This window comes from Halomonas sp. LMYGS-3, assembly GCF_059509875.1.
In genome coordinates this window covers 201,810-223,881 of the sequence record NZ_JCAKFQ010000003.1, presented here as the reverse complement: position 1 = coordinate 223,881, position 22,072 = coordinate 201,810, and the positions used below count along the sequence as shown (strand labels likewise).

Here is a 22,072-nt window from a genome sequence, read left to right as displayed (position 1 = left end):
CTCATCAGATCGATAAACTTGTCTCGAAATCCGTGTTTCTCGCGACGATCGGTAAAATCCGACAGGCTGCTGGGCGAAAGTATAGGCAGAGGGTCCGGTGGGCCATTCAACGAGGGGAAGACGTTCCCGGTAGAACAGGGGGCTGTGGACGCTCCCCGTCCTCGTCGGGGGAGCGCTGCCACGACGAGGCGAGTCGTCGGCGGATCAGGCGTCTACGGTGGCCAGCAGGCAGCTGTCGCGCACGTAGTGGTCGAACTCGGTGAAGCCGCCGACATGGGTCTGGTCGACGAAGATCTGGGGGACGGTGTGGACCGGTTTGCCGATGGTCTTCTCCAGGTCGGCCTTGGTGATGCCTTCCTGGTGGATGTCGACGTAGCGGAAGCCGTCGATGGCCTTGGCGGCCTCCAGTCGCTCGGTGAGCTGCACGGCACGCACGCAGAAGGGGCAGCCGGGGCGACCGAAGATGACGACGAACATGAGCGATCTCCTCGTACTCGTTACGAGCACGGACGAATAGTGAGCAGGAAAAGGAAAAATCCGGGCGCCATTGTGACCGATGCCGCCCGTCCTGGCCAATAGGTCCGGGCTAGGCCTGCCATTGCAGGAGGCTATCGGCATACGTGACCGGCTGTCAGGGATATTCCAGCTCACCGCTGTCGGCGCGCCGCAGCAGGTCGCCGAGTTCGGCGTGGATGCCGGGGCTGGTCACCAGCAGGTTCTCACCGTGGAGGTCCTCGGGGATGCCCTCGGGGCAGGGGTAGAGGTGCCCGGTGCGGGCGCCGGCCTCGCGGGCGATCAGCCAGCCGGCCGCGAAGTCCCAGGGCGAGACGCTCTCGTAGTAGGCGTCGAGCCGGCCGCAGGCGACGTCGCACAGGTCCAGTGCCGCCGAGCCGTTGCGGCGCACGTCCTGGCAGTGGTCGAGCACGGCGGCGAGCCGTCGCATCAGCGGTGGGCGGCTGTCGCGGCGGTAGGGGAAGCCGGTGCCCACGAGACAGCGCTGGAGGTTGGCGGCCCGGCTGGCCTGGATCGGTGCGTCGTTGCACCAGGCGCCCTGGCCGGCAATGGCGGTGAAGGTCTCGTCGAGGAAGGGGGCGTGGACCACCCCCAGCCGGATGCGGCCGTCGTGCGCCCAGGCGATGGAGACGGCCACATGGCGCAGGCCATGGGCGAAATTGACGGTGCCATCGATGGGATCCACGATCCACAACGGCCCGTGCCGGGCCAGGTCGCGGCGGTCCGGTGCCAGCTCTTCGCTCAGGCGTGCCTCGTCGGCGAAGCGCTGCTGGAGATGCTCGCTGATCCGGGTGTCGACCGCCACATCGACGTCGGTGACCAGTTCGTGACCCTGTTTGTAGCGGTGACCGAAGGTCTGGCGGCTGCGCGCCTCGACGATCATCCGGCCGGCTTCTCGGGCGATGTCGACGGCGATCTTCAGGCGCTCGGCGGGCGTCATGGGCACTTCCTCGTGGCGATATCGAGTGGGGCTGGGCCCGTTCATGCTAGCAGCTCGAGGCGGTGCTGCCGACCGCCATGCCGCGCGGTATACTCGAGGGCCGCAAAGGAGGAAACGATGCAGGCCCCGAGTCCCGAACAGTATGCCCGGCTGGTTGCGCTGGCCGACGCCTGGACGCGCTGCCATCTCGAGGCGGCCAGGGGCGATCCGCGCTTCAACCCCCGACTGGTGGCCGATGCCCTCTGCTTCGAGCGCCATGGCGACCAGCTGCTGGGTGCCTTAATCACGCCGCTGTCGCTGTCGCTGGTGCTGCTGCCGGGGGACGCGACGCCCCCTGCGCCGGAAGAGCAGGAAGCCCGGCGCGTCACGCTGCCTTCGGGCGAATACGGCTTTCGTGCCGAGCGACTCGGTGAGGTCTGGCTATGGCGCTGCGAGCTCCTCGACGACCTCTCCGACGTCGCCTCGCGGGAGGAGGGTAGCCGGCTGGCCCAGCGGCTGATGGAGCGCGTCTTGACCCCGCCGCGGTCCGACGGCTGAGCTGGCGCCAGAAAGGGGCGCGCCTTATGCTGATGGGCGATTCGCTTTCCGCTACGACCCGAATACAACAAGGAGCCCATGCATGACATCGACCGCGTCTTCCACGCCTCGCGTCGCCCTGGTCACCGGTACCGGCAGCGGCATCGGCGAGGCCGTGGTTCGCCACTTCTGCGAACAGGGACACCAGGTGCTGGCGGTGGACTTCAACCCGGCCGCCAAGGCGGTCGCTGAAACGGCCGGGGCGGCCTTCTTCCAGGCCGATCTGACCGACGGTGAGGCCTGCAAGGCGGCGGTGGCCGAGGCGATCAAGCGCTTCGGCCACGTCGATATCCTGGTCAACAATGCCGGCATCCAGCACGTCGCGGCGATCGAGGAGTTCCCCGAGGCGAAGTGGCGCCAGATCCTCGACCTGATGCTCACCGCTCCCTTCCTGCTCAGCCAGGCCGTCTGGCCCGGCATGCGCGAGAACGGCTGGGGGCGCATCGTCAACATCGCCTCGGTGCATGCCCAAGTGGCCTCGCCGGGGAAGTCGGCCTACATCAGCGCCAAGCACGGCCTGATCGGCCTGACCAAGACCGCGGCGCTGGAGGGCGGCCCCCAGGGCATCACCGCCAACGCGATCTGCCCGGCCTACGTCAAGACCCCCTTGGTGGACAACCAGATCGCCGACCAGGCCCGGCTGCACGGCATGGAGGAGCAGGAGGTGATCGAGAAGATCATGCTCAAGAATGCCGCCGTGAAGCGGCTGATCGAGCCGTCCGAGGTGGCCGAGCTGGTGGCCTATCTCGCCTCCGATGCCGCCGGGGCCGTCACCGGCTCGAGCTGGAACATCGACCTGGGGTGGACGGCGCAATAGCGCTCCGCGCTGCGATCGAGCGACGGGCTACGAGCCGCGGGCCAGAATACTGCTCGAAGCTCGAAGCTCGAAGCTCGAAGCTCGAAGCTCGAAGCTCGAAGCGTCAGCGCCGCACCGGGCGCTTCTGCAGCTTGCGCTGCAGGGTGCGGCGGTGCATGCCCAGCGCGCGGGCGGTGGCGGAGATATTGCCGTCGTGCTCCTGCAGCACCTTCTGGATATGTTCCCAGGTGATGCGGTTGATCGATGGCGGATGCTCCGCCACCTCGGCATCCGGGTCGCCCTCCTGCTTGAACAGGGCGGCGACCACCTCGTCGGCGTCCGCCGGCTTGCACAGGTAGTTCACCGCGCCGAGTTTGATCGCCTCCACCGCGGTGGCGATGCTCGAGTAGCCGGTCAGCACCACCACGCGGCAGCCCGGCACCACCTCGAGCAGCTCGGGCAACAGCTTGAGCCCCGACTCGTGCTCGAGCTTCAGGTCCAGGGTAGCCAGTTCCGGCGAATGCCGCCGGGCCAGCGACAGGGCCTGCTCGGCATCGTGGGCCACCAGCACCGCATAGCCGCGGCGGGTCATGGCACGGTCCAGCACATGGCAGAACATCTCGTCGTCATCGATGATCAGCAGGCGTTGTGCGGTCTCTTGCATGGGATCCCTCGCAGGAAGTCGTCGAGTGAGCGCGACGGGGTCACTCCGCGGGCTCTCTTCGCGGCAGGGTCACCTCGGTGAGGGTCCCGCCTTCGGGATGATTGTACAGGCTGACGCCGCCACCGAAGCGGTTGATGGTGGCGTGAGTCAGGAACAGGCCGATGCCCATGCCCTTGCTCTTGGTCGAGACGAAGGTCTCGCCGAGCTGGTCGGCGATCGACAGGGCCACTCCGGGGCCGTGGTCGCGGATGTCGATGACCACCTCGTCGGCACCCCAGTCCAGGCGAATGGCGATATCGTCGGGGTTGGCGTCGGCGGCGTTGTTGAGCAGGTTGGTCAGCGCCTGGTCGAGGGTGGGGTCCACGGCCAGCCAGGGACGGCCGCGACGTTCGGCGATCTCGAGCCGGTGGCTGACATCGGGGCGCAGTACCAGCCAGCGTTGTACCACCTCGGCCAGCCAGCGCTCGGCGTCGAGAATCTGCGGTTCGGCCAGGCGACGTCGGTCGGCACTGGCCACCAGGTGTTGTAGGCGTGACTTGCAGATGCCGACCTGCTGGCGCAAGAGCTCCACGTCCTTCTCCAGCGACGGGTTGCCACGGGCCTCCTCACGCATCTCGGCGAGCAGCACCGCCATGGTCGAGAGCGGCGTGCCGAGCTCATGCGCCGTGCCGGCGGCCTGGGTGGCCACGGCCAGCACCTGTTCGTTGCGCAGCGCCGACTCCCGGGTACGTGACAGGGCCTGCTCCCGGCTACGCAGGGCATGGGCCATCTTGTAGATGAAGAAGGTCACCAACCCTGCCGAGAGGCCGAAGTTGAGCCACATGCCCAGCACGTGGAGGTTGACCGGGCCGGTGTCATGGCCGTGGCTGAGCTGGGGGACCGGATGGTAGAGCACCATCAGGAAGGTGTAGGCGCCCATGGCCGTTGCGGCGATCAGCCAGGCATAGCGCCAGGGCAGGGTGGCGGCGGCGATCGTCACCGGTACCAGGTAGTAGGTGATGAAGGGGTTGGTGGAGCCGCCGGTGAAGTAGAACAGCAGGGTCAGGCCCGCCACGTCGGCCAGCAGATGGGCGAGGTATTCGTCATGGGTGACCGCCCAGGGGCGGCCCAGGCGCCACCAGGTGGCCACATTGATCATCGCCATGCCGATGATCACCGCGATCACCGCTGGCACTTCGAGCTCGAAGCCGAGTAGCTCGATGCCGATGATGATGGCCGCGAGGAAGCCGGTCCAGGTGATCCCGCGAACGAAGGTCAGGCGCACCAGGTTGCGGTTGGGGGTGGACAACGGCAGGGGCAGGGCGGCGTGCATGGTGACTCCGTGGCGGCGGGTGGCCCCATGATAACGCGTTGCGCCCCCGGCGGTGGACTCGACGAGCCGGCGTTCCGATGTCTCAATCCTCTGGCGCTGCTGCCCGGGCTGGCGGAGGACCGACGGGGACCTGTGCCAGGAGTAGTGTCCCTGTCTCGTGGCCGCAGGGCGCCGACCGGCTTGGCTGGACCGGTCGGCGTCATGGGTGGTCAGACGTTGGAGTCGGGGAAGGCGGCCTTGCGCCTCGCCATGTAGTCGAGCAGGGCCTTGTCGATCGCCGGGTCCAGCGGCGGGGCCTCGTACTCGGCGAGCAGTTTCTTCCAGCGGGCATTGGCGCGCTGGGCCATGTCCAGCCGGCCATCGGCGTCCCACTGCTCGAAACTGTTGTTGTCGGTGATCGGCGAGAGGTAGAAGGCGTCCTTGAAGTTGGCCTGGGTATGCGCGCAGCCGAGGAAGTGCTTGCCGGGGCCGACCTCACGGATGGCATCCATCGCCTGGCCATTCTCCGACAGGTCGACGCCCTTGAGCAGGGTCTGCATCATGCCGGCCTGGTCGGCATCCATGACGAACTTCTCGTAGCCCATGGCGAGTCCGCCCTCCAGCCAGCCCGCCGTGTGCAGGGCGAAGTTGACCCCGCCGAGGGTGGTGGGCAGCAGGGTGTTGGCGCTCTCGCTGGCGGCCTGGGCGTCGGGCAGCTTGGAGCCGGTGAGCGAACCGCCGGAGCGGAAGGGCACACCGAGCCGACGGGCCAGGTGGGCCATCACGTAGAGCACCAGTGCCGGCTCCGGTGTGCCGAAGGTGGGGGCGCCGGACTGCATCGACATGGAACTGGCGAAACTGCCCAGCACCCCCGGTGCGCCCGGGTTGACCAGCTGCACGAAGGCCAGGCCGGCCATGGCCTCGGCCAGGGTCTGCGCCGCGGTGCCCGCCACGGTCACCGGTGACATGGCGCCGGCGAGGATGAAGGGGGTGATGATGCAGGCCTGGTTGGCGCGCGCATAGACCTTGGCAGCGCCCAGCATGGTGTCGTCGAAGGTCATCGGCGAGTTGGCGTTGATCAGGCCGATCACGCAGGTGCGCGGCTTGCCGGTGTCGGGATCGATCCAGCGCTCGCCGAACAGGATCCTGGCCATCTCCACGGTGTCCCGGGCGCGCTCCGGGTGCGTGACCGAGCCCATGAAACACTTGTCGGAGTACTTCATGTGGGCGTAGACCATGTCGAAATGGCGCTTGTTGACCGGCAGGTCGACCGGCTCGCAGATGGTGCCGCCGGAGTGATGAAGACTCGGTGACAGGTAGGCGAGCTTGACGAAGTTCTCGAAGTCCTCGAGCGTGCCGTAGCGACGTCCCCGATCGATGTCGTACACGAAGGGGCAGCCGTAGGCGGGCACATAGACGGTGTGCGGGCCGCCGATCTCCACGTTGCGTTCCGGGTTGCGTGCCTGCTGCGTGAACTGACGCGGGGCGCTCGCCTGAATCAGCCGACGGCACAGGCCACGGGGCATGCGCACCCGTTCGCCCTGCACGTCGGCACCGGCGTCGCGCCAGATCTGCAGGGCCTCCACATCGCCGCGGAAATCGATGCCGATCTCCTCGAGGATGGTGTCGGCATTGTCCTCGATGAGGGACAGTCCCGCCTCGTCGAGGACCTCGAAATGGGGAATGCGGCGCGTGGCGTAGGGCTGGGCCGGGGCTTGTGCGGTGCCTCTCCCGGCGCGGCGTGCGCCTGCGGAAGAGCGTGTGCGGCGACGAGGAGCGGTGGAGGAGTTCATGGAGTTCTCCGGCGTTGTTGTGGGAGACGGGGGCAGGTAGAGGACGGGGGGGGGGCGCGTCAACCGCTGCGGTGTGGTGCCATCGGGCGTGCCGACGGCGCGGGCCAGGCCGCCTCGGCCGTCGTGTCATCCCATGCCAGCGACAGGATGTCGTCGGGGAAGGGGATGCCATGCTGGCGGCAGGTGGCTTCCAGGGTGTTGAGCAACAGGCAGGCGATGGTCATGGGGCCGACTCCGCCGGGCACCGGTGTGATGGCGCCGGCGACCTCGCAGGCAGCGTCGAAGTCCACGTCGCCGACCAGGCGCGTTCGGCCGTCCGACTCGATGCGGTTGATGCCCACATCGATCACCGTGGCCCCGGGCTTGATCCAGTCTCCCTTGACCAGGCAGGCGCGGCCCACGGCGGCCACCAGGATATCGGCCTGTCGACACACCTCCTCGAGATGCTCCGTGCGCGAGTGCGCCAGGGTAACCGTGCAGTGCTCCTGCAGCAGCAGGCTCGCCATGGGCTTGCCGACGATGTTGGAACGCCCCAGCACCAGCGCCCGCTTCCCGCTCAGGTCGCCCAGCTGGTGCTTGAGCAGCAGCAGGCAGCCCAGCGGCGTGCAAGGCACCATGCCGTGTCCCCCGGTGGCGATGTAGCCCACATTGATGGGGTGGAAGCCATCGATGTCCTTGTCGGGATGGATGGCCTGGATCACGTGCGCCGTGTCGACCTGGGGGGGCAGCGGCAGCTGCACCAGGATGCCGTGAACCTCGGGGTCCCGGTTGAGCCGTGCGATCAGGTCGAGCAGCTTGCTCTGGGGCACGCTGTCGGCCAGGCGGTACTCGAACGAGGACATGCCGGATTCACGGGCCTGGGCCGCCTTGTTGCGCACATAGACCTGGCTGGCCGGATCCTCGCCGACGAGGATCACGGCAAGGCCGGGGGTGATCAGGCTGCGCTGGCGCAGTCGGCCGACCTGGCGACCGATCTCTGCACGCAGCCGGGCTGCCTGGGCCTTGCCGTCGATCACGATGGGCATGGTCGTTCCTCCTGCCGGGGGGCGTCAGCGGAACACCACGGTCTTGTTGCCGTTGGTGAAGACGCGGTGCTCCAGGTGATAGCGAACCGCCCGTGACAGCGCCATGTTCTCGGCATCCCGGCCGACGGCGGCCAGCTGGGCCGGGCTGTAGGTGTGATCGACGCGCTCGACGACCTGTTCGATGATCGGCCCCTCGTCCAGGTCGGTGGTGACATAGTGGGCGGTGGCGCCGATCAGCTTGACGCCACGCTCGAAGGCCTGGTGGTAGGGTTTGGCGCCCTTGAAGCCGGGCAGGAAGGAGTGGTGGATATTGATGGCGCGGCCGGAGAGCTCCTCACAGAGATTCGACGAAAGAATTTGCATGTAGCGGGCCAGTACGACCAGTTCGGCACCGGTTTCCTCGACGAGATCGAGTAGCTGACGCTCCTGTTCCTGCCGGGTCTCCGGAGTGACGGGAAGGTGGTAGAAGGGAATCTCGTACCAGTCGGCCAGCCGCTTGAGGTCGGGATGGTTGGAGACGATGGCCGGAATCTCCATCTTGATCTCGCCCGTGCGCTGCCGGTACAGCAGATCGTCCAGACAGTGATCGAACTTCGACACCATGATCAGCACCTTGGGTGGGGTCAGGGTGTCGTGCATCTCCCACTGCATGTCGTCGAGATGGGCAACCCCCTGGTCGAACTCTGCCTCGAGGTCCTCGAGTTTCGGCGTGACACCCGGTGTCGTCGAAAAGACGCAGCGGAAATAGAAATTTCCGGTGGCGGTTTCATCGAACTGCGCCAGCTCCATGATGTAGCAGTTGCGCTGGGCGAGGTAGGTGGTAAGGCGGGACACGGTACCGATGGCCCCCTTGCAGCTGGCCTTCAGCACATAGATGTTCTTTCCTTCGGTCATCGCGGACATGGCTATCCTCGGCGCAGCGTGACTGTTGTTGTTCAGCTATGCGTCGAAATGTACTCCGGTGGTGTCGTCGCGCATGCCTGACGGCGACCCGAAACGTTGTCACCGCGACCCGGGCAAGAGGGTTGGATGATCGTATAATTTGATGTAAATCAAGTAACTGTGAAAGGGGGTCGGTAAGGAGGACAATACGAATCGTGTGGCGTTTCTCGACATATGGACGTCGCTCGCATGGATGTGCTGCCCGCGGCGTGCACCTACTCTGCTTTCGCAACCTTGCCGTGGCCGGGTGGAATGATCAGGAGCGGAGTGCCATGACAGAACAGTATAATGAAGAAGAAGACTTCGACCTCAACGACCTGCCCGATGACGAATTGATCGAGCAGATGCACGATGATCTCTATAACGGGCTACGGGACGAGGTGGTCGAGGGGACCGAGATCCTGCTGGAACGCGGCTGGAGTGCCAGCCGGGTGCTCGACGAGGCACTGGTGGGCGGCATGGCCATCGTCGGCGTCGATTTTCGTGACGGCATCCTCTTCGTGCCGGAAGTGCTGATGGCGGCGAATGCGATGAAAGGGGGCATGGAAGTGCTGCGTCCCCTGCTGGCCGCCTCCGACTCCGAGACCGTCGGCAAGATCGTGATCGGCACCGTCAAGGGCGACATTCATGACATCGGTAAGAATCTCGTAGCGATGATGATGGAAGGGGCCGGTTTCGAGGTGATCGATATCGGTATCAACATCCCGGTCGAGACCTACCTCGAGGCCCTTGAAGAGCACAAACCCGACATTCTTGGCATGTCGGCACTGCTGACGACCACCATGCCCTACATGAAGGTGGTCATCGATACCCTGGTCGAGAAGGGCCTGCGCGACGATATCATCATCATGGTCGGTGGCGCCCCGCTCAATGAAGAGTTCGGCCGCGCCATCGGCGCCGATGCCTATTGCCGTGATGCCGGTGTGGCGGTCGACATGGCCAAGGAACTCATCGCGCAGCGTCGCGCCGCTTGAGTCGTGGAGGTCCCCGGCATGTCGCCGATATTGATCATCGCCTGTGGTGCGCTGGCCAGGGAAATCAAGGCCCTGATCGCTGCCAATGGCTGGCGGGAGGTGCGCCTGGAATGCCTGCCGGCGGCCCTGCACAATCGCCCGGAGCGGATCCCCGGTGCCGTGCGCGACAGGCTGGATCAGGTGGTGGGTGACCCGCGCATCTTCGTTGCCTATGCCGACTGCGGGACGGGAGGGCGGCTCGATGAGGTGCTGGCCGAGCATGGCGCCGAGAGGCTGCCGGGGGCGCACTGCTACGACGTCTATGCCGGGGCGTCGGTGATCGCGGCGCTGTCCGCCCGGGAGCCCGGGACCTTCTATCTGACCGACTTTCTCGTGCGCCACTTCGATCGCCTGGTCATCCAGGAACTGGGCATTGCGCGGCATCCCGAGCTCGCGAGCCTCTATTTCGGGCAGTATCGCCGCCTGGTCTACCTGTCGCAGCGTGACGATCCTGCCCTCAAGGCGGCGGCTCGGTGCGCCGCCGAACGGTTGGGGCTCTCCCTCGAATACCGCCACACCGGCTATGGCGACCTGGAGCGCGCTCTGGTGCGTCTGGTGGAGCCAGTCGCCAGGACGCACATCGAGACAGGCGAGGAGGTGACATGGCGGCACTGAGCATCGTCAGCTGGCGGGATATACCCGCTCAGGTCATCGCCAGGCAGGGGCGGAAAACCGCGAAGGTGCCGCTGTCATCGCGCTTCCAGCATGCCATCGACCGGGCGGCCATGCGTGCCGGCAAGGGGGGGTCGGAGGCCTACCTGGCCGATTGGCAGCGCAGCGCTCCCCGGGCGTGCGGTGACGACCTGCAGGCCGAGGCCGAGGCCGAAGCGGCGCGTCTCGAAGCGTGTTTCGATGACGAGACGCTCAAGCGGCTCGTGCGGCAGAAGGGGCAGGCCACGCCCGGCTGATGGTCGGGGCGCGGCGGCCGCGAAGACAAGGACAACAGGATCCGCCGTAACCGCGGGCGAGGATGGTGACAATGTACAAGGTGCGTCGCTGGGTGGTCCGCCATGCCAGGCTGTTCGAGATGCTGTACCGCGGCTTCGAGCCGCTGCTGGTGAAGCTGCATCCGCTCTGGCGGCGGATCGGCTATGCGCGGATCGAAGCCCCGGTGAAGGCCGTCGAGAAGCGGGTCAAGGGACTGCTGTTCGATTGCCGGATGTGCGGTCAGTGCGCACTCTCCGCGACCGGCATGTCCTGCCCCATGAACTGCCCCAAGAACCTGCGTAACGGCCCCTGCGGCGGCGTGAGGGCCAACGGTCACTGCGAGGTCGAGCCCGAGATGCGCTGCGTCTGGGTCGATGCCTGGGAAGGCAGCCGCCGGATGAAGTACGGCGATCGCATCCAGGTGGTGCAGCAACCGGTGGACTTTCGCCTGAAGGATTCCTCGTCCTGGCTACGCGTGGTGCGGCAGCTGGCTCATGGACCCCGCGACCGTGCCGACGGTGGAGCCGTGAAATGAAGTTCGACGACGAACCGGTGCCGGGCTATTCCCTGCCGATCCTGCCGGGGCATGTCTCTCCCGGGCGCCTGGAGCGCGTGCTGCGTGCCGGCAAGTTCGCCATCACCAGCGAGATCGATCCACCGGATTCCGCCGACCCGGCCGAGGTGCTCAAGCGGGCGGCGATCTTCGATGGCTTTGTCGATGCCATCAACGCCACCGATGGCTCCGGGGCACACTGTCACATGTCAAGCGTCGGGGTCTGCTCGCTGCTCACCCGGGTGGGTTACGCCACCATCCTGCAGATGTCGTGCCGTGACCGGAACCGCATCGCCATGCAGGGCGAGATCCTCGGGGCGGCGGCAATGGGCGCGTGCAACCTGCTGTGCCTGACCGGCGACGGTGTCCAGGCCGGTGACCACCCTCAGGCCAAGCCGGTGTTCGACCTGGACTCCATGTCCCTGCTGGAAATCGCGCGCGGCATGCGCGACGACCGCCGCTTCCAGAGCGGGCGGCGCATCGACACGCCGCCGCGCATCTTCCTGGGGGCGGCCGAGAATCCCTTCGTGCCGCCCTGTGAGTGGCGGCCGCATCGGCTGGCCAAGAAGGTGGCCGCCGGCGCGCAGTTCATCCAGACCCAGTACTGCTTCGACATCCCCCGGCTGCGTGACTTCATGCTCAAGGTGGGTGACCTGGGACTGCTCGAGGGGCCAGATCGTGTGTTCATCCTGCCCGGCATCGGGCCGCTCGCCTCGGCACGCAGCGCCCGCTGGATCCGCGACAACGTGCCCGGCGTGCACATCCCGGATGCCGTGATCGAGCGACTCGAAGGTGCTCGCGACCAGAGGGAGGAGGGCAAGCGGCTGTGCATGGACCTGCTGCAGCAGATCCGCGAGATCCCTGGAGTCAGCGGGGCCCACATCATGGCCTACCGCCAGGAGCACGCGGTGGCCGAGATCATCGAGACGACCGGGGTGCTGGAGGGGCGGGTGCCCTGGTACCCGGGACGCGACAACCCGGCGGAACTCAACCCCGAATCGCCCGATGCACAGCCGGAAGCGCTCGAGCCCATGTAGGGAAGGCGCGACCCGGCGCCATCATAGTGACGACAACAACGCTTGCCGCAAGCACCCGAATGGCAATGACAAGGCACCATCACCGAGGAAACACCATGACCGATACCGTCATCAGCTCACACAACAAGGAAGTCGTGATCGGCTTCGAGCGGCCCTTCGTGGTCATCGGCGAGCGCATCAACCCCACCGGGCGCAAGCAGCTGGCCGCGGAAATGGCCGCCGGCGACTTCACCGGGGTGGTCAAGGACGTGGCGGAGCAGTTGGCCCATGGTGCCCACATGCTGGACGTCAATGCCGGCATTCCGCTGGCCGACGAGCCGGCGATTCTGGCCCGGACCGTCGAGCTGGTGCAGTCGCTGACCGACGTGCCGCTGTGTCTCGACTCCTCGGTCATCAAGGCGCTGGAGGCGGGCCTGTCGGTCTACCGGGGCAAGGCCCTGGTGAATTCGGTCACCGGCGAGGACGAGAGCCTCGAGGCGGTGCTGCCGCTGGTCAGGAAGCACGGGGCGGCGGTGGTGGCGATCAGCAACGACGAGACGGGCATCTCCCAGGACCCGGACGTGCGCTTCGCCATCGCCCGGAAGATCGTCGAGCGCGCCGCCGACCACGGGATTCCCGCCTGCGACGTGGTGGTCGATCCGCTGGTGATGCCGATCGGTGCCGTGGGCTCGGCGGGCCGCCAGGTCTTCGCCCTGTGCCACCGCCTGCAGACGGAGCTCAAGGTCAACACCACCTGCGGGGCCTCCAATGTCAGCTTCGGCCTGCCCAACCGCAACGGCATCAACGGTGCGTTCATGAGCATGGCCATCGCCTCGGGGCTGACCTCGGCGATCACCAACCCGCTGCACAGCGAGATCATGACCGCCATCATGGGCGCCGACGTGATGATGGGGCACGACCCCGATTGCATGCGCTGGATCCAGAAGTTTCGCGAGCCGCCGGCGGCAGGGGCGGATGGCGTCGAGGGGCGCGGGCGACGCCAGACCCGGCGTCGGCGTGCCGTCACCTGAGCTCGGCCTAGCGTGCCCCAGCGAGAGTCGAAGCGCCTCGCCCGAGGTGCTTCGCTCTCCTCATCGCCCCCGCGGATGGAGGTCCCCATGTCCGATGCCGACGAGGCGCTCGTAGTCTTCACCCCCTCCGGACGCCGTGGGCGCTTCCCGGTGGGCACCCCGCTGCTCGAGGCGGCCCGCGCGCTGGGGGTCGACATCGATTCGGTGTGTGGTGGGCGCGGGCTGTGCGGCCGCTGCCAGGTGGACCTCTGCGAAGGGCACTTCGCCAAGCATGGGGTCGAGTCGTGGTCGGATCACCTCACCGGCCAGAGCGATGTCGAGCAGGCCTGGGAGAAGCGCCGCGGGACGCTGCGCGACGGCCGTCGGCTGAGCTGCTCGGCCCGGCTGCTCGGCGATGCCGTGATCGATGTGCCGTCCGCCAGCCAGGTGCACCGCCAGGTCGTGCGCAAGCGGGCAGAGGTGCTCGACATCGAGCTCGACCCGATCGTGCGTCTCTACTATGTGGAGGTGCAGGAGCCAGACATGCACGTCCCGGCCTCGGATCTGCGCCGCCTCAAGGATGCCCTGGCCTACGAGTGGCACCTGAGTGAACTTGAGAACGACATTCGCGTCCTCCAGCAGCTGCAGGCGGCCCTGCGCCAGGGGGGCTGGGGGGTGACGGTGGCGGTCCACGACGACCGACGCCTCATCGGGGTGTGGCCGGGCTTCCAGGCGCAGGTCTACGGCATGGCCGTGGACGTGGGCTCGACGACCATCGCCGCCCACCTGTGCCAGCTGCAGACCGGCGAGGTGGTCGCCTCCGCCGGGCGCATGAACCCGCAGATCCGCTACGGCGAGGACCTGATGAGCCGGGTCTCCTATATCATGATGCACCCCGGCGGCGACCAGGCCATGACACGCTCGGTGCGCGACGCCTTGAACGAGCTGACGGTGGAACTGGCCACCGAGGCAGACGTACCCGTGGATGCCATCCTCGAGGCGACCTTCGTCGGCAACCCGATCATGCAGAGCCTGGTGTTCGGCATCAACCCGGTGGAACTGGGTGGTGCGCCCTTTGCGCTGGCCACCGACGAGGCCATCGACGGGCTGTGGGCCACCGAAATGGACCTTGTCATCCACCCCAACGCTCGTGTCTACGGGCTGCCCTGCATCGCCGGCCACGTGGGGGCCGATGCCGCCGGCATGATCCTCTCGGAGACACCCTACCTGGGCGAGGAACTGATGCTGCTGGTCGACGTGGGCACCAACGCCGAGATCGTGCTGGGCAACCGCCATCGCCTGCTGGCCTGCTCCAGCCCCACGGGACCGGCCTTCGAGGGCGCCCAGATCAGCGGCGGGCAGCGTGCCGCACCGGGTGCCATCGAGCGGGTGCGCATCGATCCCCTGACGCTCGAGCCACGCTTCAAGGTCATCGGCTGCGAGTTGTGGTCCGACGACCCGGGCTTCGACGAGGCGGTGGCGCCCCACGGTGTCACCGGCATCTGCGGCTCGGGCATCATCGAGGTCATCGCCGAGATGTACCTGGCCGGTATCATCAACCGGGACGGGGTGGTGCGCGGTACGCTCGCCGAGCGCAGCGCGCGTGTCGCCGCCGACGGGCGCACCTTCTCCTATGTGCTGCACCGCGACGACGCCCGCACCCTGGCCATTACCCAGACCGACATCCGCGCCGTCCAGTTGGCCAAGGCCGCGCTGTACGCGGGCATCCGCCTGCTGATGGAGCACTTCGGCACCGATCGCGTCGACCGCATTCGCCTCGCCGGCGCCTTCGGGGCTCACATCGACGTCAAGTACGCCATGATCCTGGGACTGATCCCCGACTGCGCTCTGGAATACGTCACGTCGGCGGGCAACGCCGCCGGCACCGGGGCGCGCATCGCCCTGCTGAGCCGCAAGGCGCGTCGCGAGATCGAGTCGGTAGTGCGGCGCGTGGAGAAGGTGGAGACCGCCACCGAGCCGCGCTTCCAGGAGCACTTCGTGGACGCCATGGCGATCCCCCATCGCCACGACCCCTTCCCGCAGCTCAGCGCTCACGTGACCCTGCCGGCCGCGGCTGAGGCCAGCGCCGCACCGCGCGGTGGCCGGCGGCGGCGTCGCCAACGGGCCTGAGGGGAGGGCCGGCAGGGCCATCGCCGCTGGCTATGCCTGACTCGTCGATGGCGCAACTGAGCAGCCGGCCCTACAACTGCCGCCCGTGAAGGCTTAGAATGCCGCCAATTCTCCATTCACGCAGGGTGCCGACCGCGGTCGGCACCGTACAGAAGGCGACACGCAACTCCATGGCGGATTCCACCCTGGCCCGGGAAGTCGGGCTACGACGCACCTTCGCGATCATCTCGCACCCCGATGCGGGCAAGACCACCATCACCGAGAAGATGCTGCTGTTCGGCAACGCCATCCAGCTGGCCGGTTCGGTGAAGAGCAAGCGCGCCGATCGTCACGCCACCTCCGACTGGATGAAGATGGAGCAGGAGCGTGGCATCTCGGTGACCACCTCGGTGATGCAGTTTCCCTACGGAGGGCGCATCGTCAACCTGCTCGACACCCCGGGTCACGAGGACTTCTCCGAGGACACCTACCGCACCCTGACGGCGGTGGATTCGGCGCTGATGGTGATCGACGGGGCCAAGGGCGTCGAGGCGCGCACCATCAAGCTGATGGAGGTCTGTCGCCTGCGTACCACGCCGATCCTCACCTTCGTCAACAAGATGGACCGCGACATCCGCGACCCCATCGAGGTGATGGACGAGGTGGAGACGGTGCTCGATATCCAGTGCGCACCGATGACCTGGCCGATCGGCATGGGCCGTGGCTTCAAGGGGGTCTATCACCTCTACAACGACGTGATCCACCTCTACACCCAGGGGCAGGGCAGCCGCATTCCCGAGGACAGGCGCATCGAGGGGCTCGACAACCCCGAGGTGGACGCGGTGCTCGGCGAGGACCTGGCCGAGGAGCTGCGCATGGAGGTGGAGCTGGTGCGCGGCGCCTCCCACGCGTTCGATCACGACGCGTATCTGCGCGGCGAGCTGACCCCGGTCTACTTCGGCACGGCCATGGGCAACTTCGGCGTGCGCGAGATGCTCGACGGCTTCGTCGAGTATGCCCCGCCGCCCCAGCCCCGCGAGACCGATACCCGCACCGTCGAGGCCGAGGACGGTCGCTTCACCGGCTTCGTGTTCAAGATCCAGGCCAACATGGACCCGAACCACCGCGACCGCATCGCTTTCCTGCGGGTTTGCTCGGGGAAGTACGAGAAGAACATGAAGATGCGCCATGTGCGCATCGGCAAGGACGTCAAGATAGCGGATGCGTTGACCTTCATGGCCTCGGACCGCTCCCACGTGGAGGAGGCCTGGCCCGGCGACATCATCGGCCTGCACAACCATGGCACCATCCAGATCGGCGACACTTTCACCCAGGGCGAGGAGATGCGCTTCACCGGCATCCCGCACTTCGCGCCGGAGCTGTTCAAGCGCGTGCGCTTGAAGGACCCGCTGAAGATGAAGGCGCTGCAGAAGGGCCTGCAGCAGCTCTCCGAGGAGGGCGCGACCCAGGTGTTCATGCCGCTCGACAACAACGACCTGATCCTCGGCGCCGTGGGCACCCTGCAGTTCGACGTGGTCGCCCATCGCCTCAAGGAGGAGTACAAGGTCGATTGCGTCTACGAGGGGGTGAACGTCCACACCGCCCGCTGGGTCTATAGCGACGACGCCAGGAAGCTCGAGGAGTTCAAGCGCAAGGCGAGCACCAACCTGGCCATGGACGGCGGCAGCTACCTGACCTATATCGCCCCGACCCGGGTCAACCTGCAGATGACCCAGGAGCGCTGGCCGGAGATCCGCTTCCAGCCGACGCGGGAGCATTGATCGCTACGGGCTGCGAGCCACGAGTCTCGAGCGGTTAGGCTCTTAGCGGAGCCCGAAGCCCGAAGCCCGAAGCCCGGCAGGATGATGTCAACCCCAGCGGCGCCGGGGACAGGTCGAAGCGGAGGTCCGATGCCAGGGATGGCATCGGTAGCGTCCAGGGAGGGATTCACAGCGCCTCCGCGCAGGCCTGTCGCCGGGAAAGCCGCGGGTCGAGGCCACCCAGTGGAGATGCGCGATGCTGATCGACGCCCACTGCCATCTGGACTTCCCCGACTTCGATGCCGACCGCGAGGCGGTCATCGCGCGGGCCGGGGCGGTGGGTGTGCGTCGTTTCGTGGTGCCGGCCACCACTCGTACCCGCTGGGCGGAGGTGCTGGCGCTGGGTCAGCGCGATGAGGTCGATATCTGCCTGGGGCTGCATCCCTGTTTCATGGATGAGCACGCCGAGGGGGATATCGAGGCGTTGGCGCAGGCTCTCGACCAATGTCCCGAAGTGGTCGCCGTGGGCGAGTGCGGCATCGATGCCCGCTTCGCGGAGACCCTCGACGCCCAGTGGCGGCTCTTCGATGCCCAACTGCGCCTGGCCAAGTCTCGCCGCTTGCCCGTGGTGATCCACTGCGTGCGGGCCAACGACCAGGTCGCCAAGCGGCTGCGCCAGCTCGACCTGCCCGCGGGCGGCTTGATCCACGCCTACGCCGGCTCACCGGAGCAGGCGCGCCGCTTCCTCGACCTGGGGTTCGTGGTGGGGCTGGGGGGCGCGGTCACCCACGAGCGCGCCCAGCGGCTGCGCCGCGCCGTGGCCTCGCTGCCCGACGACGGCTATGTGCTGGAGAGCGACAGCCCCGACATGCCGCTCGCCGGGCATCGCGGCGAGCGCAACGAGCCGGTGTGGGTGGCCGAGATATGCCGGGTGGTGGCGCGGCTTCGCCGGCAGAGCGAGGCGCAGGTGGCGGCGTACAGCACCGCCACCGCCAGGCGGCTGTTCAAGTTGGATGGCCGCTGAGGTCATGGGCGCGCCTGCCATGTCGGAGCCCAGCCCACCATGGGGTCTTACTTCGCCGCCAGGGCCTCCGGGTCCAGCCGCTCGATGGGGTAGGGCAGCTTCAGCAGCTTGAGCTTCTGGCCGGCGACGCGCAGCGGCAGCGTCGGTTCCTTCGTGCTAATCACCGCTACCACCTCGGCCTCGCCGTAGGCATCCAGCTCGGCGGCCAGCACCTCGCCCAGCGACTTGTCCTCGGCATCCTGGACGGGGCTGCCGGGCTCGGGCAGCAGGCTGCCGTCGAGCTGGGCGCGGACCAGGCGCTTCTTCACCTGGCCGCGGAAGTGGGCCCGGGCGACCACCTCCTGCCCCGTGTAGCAGCCCTTCTTGAAGCTGATACCGCCCAGCGCCTCCCAGTTGATCATCTGGGGCAGGTAGGCATCGCGCTGGCTGGCGTCGAGCCAGGCCAGGCCGGCCTGGATGTCGTGCAGCCGCCATACCGCATTGCCCACCGGCGTGGCGTGGTCCCGAAGGCGCTGCCAGGCCTCGACGGCCCCATCGCTGGGCAGGCAGGCCAGCAGACGGGGGCGTGGGCCGGGATGGGCGAGCACCTGAAGCTCGTCATCACCGGCCTGATGCCAGGGCTTCGGCGGGATGACGTCGAAACGCACCTCGGCGAGCGCGGCCGCCTCGCGCCCGATCAGCCCGATCAGGGCCAGGTCGTCACGCACCTCGAGCGCCACCTTGTAGAAGGCGGCGAACTTCTTCAGGTGATCGGCCAGCGAATCCAGCAGGCTACGGTGCATCATCAGCCGGTAGCGCTCCGGCGCGACCCGCCAGAGCTGGGCATTGGCGAGCATGCGTCCCTTGGGGGTGCAGAAGCAGGTCAGCGGGGCGAACTCGCCATCGGCCAGGGTCACCTGGGCGCTGGTCTGGCCCTGCAGGAACTTCTCGGCATCGGAGCCGGTCACGTCCAGCACGCCGAGGTGGACCAAGGGTGTCATCACCGTGGCTTCCAGGGCCAGCCGCGCCGGTTCGAAAGCGCCCGGCGAGGCGTGCTCGAACTCGACCCGGTCCTCGGCCTCCTGCCGGCCCCCCAGGGCGGCGATCCATTCGTTCATTCCGGAGCTCCTGTCATCGGTCTCGTTCGCTCGGTGTTTCCAGAGTAATGCGGGCACCGGCACCACATTGCAAGCGCTGCCGGAGCGCCGTGGCCATGCTAGACTCGAGCCCTGCACTTACGTATTCACGACAGCTTATGCATGTCGGGCCACGCCGGGAGGCAGTCATGGCACACCAGTCGCTGAGCTTCGAGGGCGTCGAGAACGCCGACCAGATCAACCGCATCACCACGGCCTTGATGATGCTCGACGGTGTCGACAGTGTCGAGGTCGGCCGCCACGGTGCCGAGGTCGAGGGAAGGGCGAAGCGCGAGGTGCTGATCAAGGCGGTGAAAGCGCTCAAACTCCCCATCGAGGTCCGGTGACCGACGCGAGGCCCCCTCATGAAGAAGACCATCGAGGTCATCAGCGAACGCAACAGCATCTACCGCCAGCGGGTCGAGCTCGACGGCTTCGAGGACCTCTACGTGGATGTGCCCGTGGTTGTCGGGGGGGAGGACAGTGCACCGGATCCCCATGACTACTTCGACCTCTCGCTGGGCGCCTGCAAGGCGATCACCGCCCAGATGTATGCCCGGCGCAAGCAGTGGCCGCTCGAGGGGGTCAGCGTCAGGGTCAATCGCGACGACAGCGAGGAACGCAAGGGGACCTATCGACTCGAAGTGGTGATGACCTTCCACGGCATCGACGACTCGGTGCAGCGCGAGCGCCTCGAGGAGATCAGCAACAAGTGTCCGATCCACCGGTTGATGACCAGCGCCACCGTGGAGGTCACCACGCGCACCGCCAGTACCGCCGAGGCCTGAGGCCCGTCGTTCATTCCCGGGGCGTCGGTGCGGCGCCCGACACCTTCCCGGAGCGACCATGAGCAAGCCCTTTCGTCTGCAGTCCAGGTTCCAGCCCGCCGGCGATCAACCCTCGGCCATCGAGGGCCTGGTGACGGGGCTCGAGGCGGGGCTCGCCCACCAGACCCTGCTCGGCGTCACCGGGTCGGGCAAGACCTTCACCATGGCCAACGTGGTGCAGCGGTTGCAGCGCCCGACCATCGTCATGGCGCCCAACAAGACCCTGGCGGCCCAGCTCTACGGCGAGTTCAAGGCGTTCTTTCCCGACAACGCCGTCGAGTACTTCGTCTCCTACTACGACTACTACCAGCCCGAGGCCTATGTGCCGTCGTCGGACACCTTCATCGAGAAGGACGCCTCGATCAACGACCACATCGAGCAGATGCGCCTCTCGGCCACCAAGGCGCTGCTCGAACGCCGCGATGCCCTGATCGTGGTCTCGGTTTCGGCGATCTACGGCCTCGGCGACCCGGACCAGTACCTGAAGATGCGGCTGCACTTCACCCGCGGCGAGCTGATCGACCAGCGCGCCTTCCTGCGCCGCCTCGCCGAGCTGCAATACACCCGCAACGACATGGACTTCAAGCGCGGTACCTACCGCGTGCGTGGCGACGTCATCGATATCTATCCCGCCGACTCCGACGAGGAGGCGGTGCGGGTCGAGCTGTTCGACGACGAGATCGATACCATCAGCCTGTTCGACCCGCTGACCGGCGAGGTGCGTGGCAAGGTGCCGCGCATGACCATCTACCCCAAGAGCCACTACGTGACACCGCGGGAGACGATCCTGGGGGCGGCGGCACAGATCAAGAGCGAACTGGTCGAGCGCCTGGAGTGGCTCCGGCAGCACGACAAGCTGGTGGAGGCCCAGCGGCTGGAGCAGCGCACCCTCTACGACATCGAGATGATGCACGAGCTCGGCTACTGCAACGGCATCGAGAACTACTCGCGCTACCTCTCGGGGCGGGCGCCGGGCGAGCCGCCGCCTACGTTCTTCGACTATCTCCCCGGTGACGCGCTGCTGTTCATCGACGAATCCCATGTCAGCGTTCCCCAGGTGGGCGGCATGTACAAGGGTGACCGCTCGCGCAAGGAGACCCTGGTGGAATACGGCTTCCGCCTGCCCTCGGCGCTGGACAACCGCCCCATGACCTTCCAGGAGTGGGAGTCGATCTCCCCCCAGACCATCTTCGTCTCGGCCACCCCGGGCCCCTACGAGGCCGAGCACGCCGGCCAGGTGGTGGAGCAGGTGGTGCGCCCCACCGGGCTGGTCGATCCGGAGATCGAGGTGCGCCCGGCGTCGACCCAAGTCGACGACCTGCTCTCCGAGATCCGCCTGCGTGCCGAGGTGGGGGAGCGGGTGCTGGTCACCACCCTGACCAAGCGCATGGCCGAGGACCTCACCGAGTACCTCGACGAGCACGACGTGCGGGTGCGCTACCTGCATTCGGACATCGACACCGTCGAGCGGGTCGAGATCATCCGCGATCTGCGTCTGGGCCGGTTCGACGTGCTGGTGGGCATCAACCTGCTGCGCGAGGGGCTCGACATCCCCGAGGTATCGCTGGTGGCGATCCTCGATGCCGACAAGGAGGGCTTCCTGCGCAACGAGCGCTCGCTCATCCAGACCATCGGCCGGGCGGCGCGCAACGCCCACGGCAAGGCGATCCTCTACGGTGACCGGACCACCGACTCGATGCGCCGAGCGATCGACGAGACCGAGCGGCGGCGCGCCAAGCAGATTGCCCACAACGCCGCACATGGCATCACCCCCCGGACCGTGACCCGCTCGGTGGCCGATATCATGGAGGCCGCCCAGGCGCCCGGCAGGAAGGGCAAGGGACGCAAGGTCGAGCGCAAGGTGGCCGAAGGCTCGGCGATCTACGATCCCGCCGATCTCTCGCCGAGCGAGCTGCTCAAGGAGCTGTCGCGGGTCGAGGATGCCATGTTCGAGGCCGCCCAGAATCTCGAGTTCGAGGAGGCCGCACGGCTGCGCGACCGGCTGCACGAGCTCAAGGAGCGGCAGTTGCTGCTGGGGTCGGCCTGAGCGGGCGGCCGCAGCGCTTCGCGCAGAAGGGATTATACCGTTATCTTTCATCCCAGCCACACAGTGACCCCCACTATTGGTGGTAGAACGCTGCCGGCAGGTCGGCGGGTGAGGTATAATCCGCCCCCGTT

General features: G+C 67.1%; 22 protein-coding genes. 14 read left to right on the top strand and 8 right to left on the bottom strand.

Going from position 1 to position 22,072, the window contains the following annotated elements:
• Positions 1 to 204 precede the first annotated feature (204 nt).
• Both AC5W54_RS04635 and AC5W54_RS04630 read right to left on the bottom strand, forming a co-directional pair.
• The gene (locus tag AC5W54_RS04635; RefSeq protein WP_495960899.1) at positions 205 to 477 is read right to left on the bottom strand and encodes a GrxA family glutaredoxin; all 273 of its coding nucleotides are present in this window, start codon (positions 475 to 477) and stop codon (positions 205 to 207) included.
• Positions 478 to 631: 154 nt separating this feature from the next.
• Positions 632 to 1,453 (bottom strand): inositol monophosphatase family protein, encoded by an 822-nt coding sequence (locus AC5W54_RS04630; RefSeq protein WP_495960898.1) that lies wholly within the window; start codon positions 1,451 to 1,453, stop codon positions 632 to 634.
• A gap of 117 nt (positions 1,454 to 1,570) precedes the next feature.
• Here AC5W54_RS04630 and hybE point away from each other — a divergent pair, with 117 nt between their 5' ends.
• Together hybE and AC5W54_RS04620 are read left to right on the top strand one after the other, a co-directional pair.
• Positions 1,571 to 1,990: a [NiFe]-hydrogenase assembly chaperone HybE gene (gene hybE, locus AC5W54_RS04625; protein WP_495960897.1), complete on the top strand. Its 420-nt coding sequence runs from the start codon at positions 1,571 to 1,573 to the stop codon at positions 1,988 to 1,990.
• An 82-nt stretch (positions 1,991 to 2,072) separates the two neighbouring features.
• Positions 2,073 to 2,846: a 3-hydroxybutyrate dehydrogenase gene (locus AC5W54_RS04620; protein ID WP_495960896.1), complete on the top strand. Its 774-nt coding sequence runs from the start codon at positions 2,073 to 2,075 to the stop codon at positions 2,844 to 2,846.
• A gap of 103 nt (positions 2,847 to 2,949) precedes the next feature.
• Here AC5W54_RS04620 and AC5W54_RS04615 read toward each other — a convergent pair whose 3' ends face one another.
• The 5 genes from AC5W54_RS04615 to purU all read right to left on the bottom strand — a co-directional run bounded on the left by AC5W54_RS04615 (position 2,950) and on the right by purU (position 8,501).
• Positions 2,950 to 3,489, bottom strand: a complete 540-nt coding sequence (locus tag AC5W54_RS04615; RefSeq protein WP_495960895.1) for a response regulator transcription factor — start codon at positions 3,487 to 3,489, stop codon at positions 2,950 to 2,952.
• Between the two features lie 40 nt (positions 3,490 to 3,529).
• Complete coding sequence (locus AC5W54_RS04610) at positions 3,530 to 4,801, bottom strand: ATP-binding protein (protein ID WP_495960894.1); 1,272 nt, start codon at positions 4,799 to 4,801, stop codon at positions 3,530 to 3,532.
• A 209-nt stretch (positions 4,802 to 5,010) separates the two neighbouring features.
• Entirely contained in the window at positions 5,011 to 6,573 is a 1,563-nt protein-coding gene (locus AC5W54_RS04605) for a trimethylamine methyltransferase family protein (RefSeq protein WP_495960893.1), read from the bottom strand.
• A 59-nt stretch (positions 6,574 to 6,632) separates the two neighbouring features.
• Positions 6,633 to 7,598 carry a bifunctional methylenetetrahydrofolate dehydrogenase/methenyltetrahydrofolate cyclohydrolase FolD gene (gene folD, locus AC5W54_RS04600; protein WP_495960892.1) on the bottom strand — a complete coding sequence of 322 codons (966 nt, stop codon included), beginning with the start codon at positions 7,596 to 7,598 and terminating at the stop codon, positions 6,633 to 6,635.
• A 24-nt stretch (positions 7,599 to 7,622) separates the two neighbouring features.
• Positions 7,623 to 8,501, bottom strand: coding sequence for a formyltetrahydrofolate deformylase (gene purU, locus AC5W54_RS04595; protein WP_495960891.1), 879 nt, complete (start codon positions 8,499 to 8,501; stop codon positions 7,623 to 7,625).
• 311 nt (positions 8,502 to 8,812) lie between these two features.
• Between purU and AC5W54_RS04590 the strand changes: the two genes are divergently transcribed.
• The 9 genes from AC5W54_RS04590 (at position 8,813) to AC5W54_RS04550 (ending at position 17,952) form a co-directional block, all read left to right on the top strand.
• A complete protein-coding gene (locus tag AC5W54_RS04590; protein WP_495960890.1) occupies positions 8,813 to 9,514 on the top strand; it encodes a corrinoid protein in 702 nt (233 codons plus the stop codon).
• A gap of 18 nt (positions 9,515 to 9,532) precedes the next feature.
• Positions 9,533 to 10,168: a DUF1638 domain-containing protein gene (locus tag AC5W54_RS04585; RefSeq protein WP_495960889.1), complete on the top strand. Its 636-nt coding sequence runs from the start codon at positions 9,533 to 9,535 to the stop codon at positions 10,166 to 10,168.
• A complete protein-coding gene (locus AC5W54_RS04580) occupies positions 10,156 to 10,461 on the top strand; it encodes a virulence factor (RefSeq protein WP_495960888.1) in 306 nt (101 codons plus the stop codon). Before AC5W54_RS04585 ends, AC5W54_RS04580 begins: the two co-directional genes overlap by 13 nt.
• A gap of 71 nt (positions 10,462 to 10,532) precedes the next feature.
• Complete coding sequence (locus AC5W54_RS04575; RefSeq protein ID WP_495960887.1) at positions 10,533 to 11,015, top strand: methylenetetrahydrofolate reductase C-terminal domain-containing protein; 483 nt, start codon at positions 10,533 to 10,535, stop codon at positions 11,013 to 11,015.
• Positions 11,012 to 12,070 carry a methylenetetrahydrofolate reductase gene (locus AC5W54_RS04570; protein WP_495960886.1) on the top strand — a complete coding sequence of 353 codons (1,059 nt, stop codon included), beginning with the start codon at positions 11,012 to 11,014 and terminating at the stop codon, positions 12,068 to 12,070. The genes AC5W54_RS04575 and AC5W54_RS04570 overlap by 4 nt, the downstream gene beginning before the upstream one ends.
• A gap of 95 nt (positions 12,071 to 12,165) precedes the next feature.
• Positions 12,166 to 13,080, top strand: a complete 915-nt coding sequence (locus tag AC5W54_RS04565) for a dihydropteroate synthase (RefSeq protein WP_495960885.1) — start codon at positions 12,166 to 12,168, stop codon at positions 13,078 to 13,080.
• A gap of 87 nt (positions 13,081 to 13,167) precedes the next feature.
• Complete coding sequence (locus tag AC5W54_RS04560; RefSeq protein ID WP_495960884.1) at positions 13,168 to 15,189, top strand: ASKHA domain-containing protein; 2,022 nt, start codon at positions 13,168 to 13,170, stop codon at positions 15,187 to 15,189.
• A gap of 170 nt (positions 15,190 to 15,359) precedes the next feature.
• Positions 15,360 to 16,949, top strand: a complete 1,590-nt coding sequence (prfC, locus tag AC5W54_RS04555; RefSeq protein ID WP_495960883.1) for a peptide chain release factor 3 — start codon at positions 15,360 to 15,362, stop codon at positions 16,947 to 16,949.
• A 235-nt stretch (positions 16,950 to 17,184) separates the two neighbouring features.
• The gene (locus tag AC5W54_RS04550; protein WP_495960882.1) at positions 17,185 to 17,952 is read left to right on the top strand and encodes a TatD family hydrolase; all 768 of its coding nucleotides are present in this window, start codon (positions 17,185 to 17,187) and stop codon (positions 17,950 to 17,952) included.
• Positions 17,953 to 17,999: 47 nt separating this feature from the next.
• Here AC5W54_RS04550 and ygfZ read toward each other — a convergent pair whose 3' ends face one another.
• The gene (gene ygfZ, locus AC5W54_RS04545; protein ID WP_495960881.1) at positions 18,000 to 19,049 is read right to left on the bottom strand and encodes a CAF17-like 4Fe-4S cluster assembly/insertion protein YgfZ; all 1,050 of its coding nucleotides are present in this window, start codon (positions 19,047 to 19,049) and stop codon (positions 18,000 to 18,002) included.
• Between the two features lie 167 nt (positions 19,050 to 19,216).
• Here ygfZ and AC5W54_RS04540 point away from each other — a divergent pair, with 167 nt between their 5' ends.
• Genes AC5W54_RS04540 through uvrB form a run of 3 tightly spaced genes read left to right on the top strand, consistent with a single transcriptional unit; the run spans position 19,217 to position 21,941 of the window.
• Entirely contained in the window at positions 19,217 to 19,414 is a 198-nt protein-coding gene (locus tag AC5W54_RS04540; protein ID WP_495960880.1) for a hypothetical protein, read from the top strand.
• Positions 19,415 to 19,432: 18 nt separating this feature from the next.
• Positions 19,433 to 19,855, top strand: coding sequence for an OsmC family protein (locus AC5W54_RS04535; RefSeq protein WP_495960879.1), 423 nt, complete (start codon positions 19,433 to 19,435; stop codon positions 19,853 to 19,855).
• A gap of 58 nt (positions 19,856 to 19,913) precedes the next feature.
• Positions 19,914 to 21,941 (top strand): excinuclease ABC subunit UvrB, encoded by a 2,028-nt coding sequence (uvrB, locus tag AC5W54_RS04530; RefSeq protein WP_495960878.1) that lies wholly within the window; start codon positions 19,914 to 19,916, stop codon positions 21,939 to 21,941.
• The last annotated feature ends 131 nt before the right edge of the window (positions 21,942 to 22,072 follow it).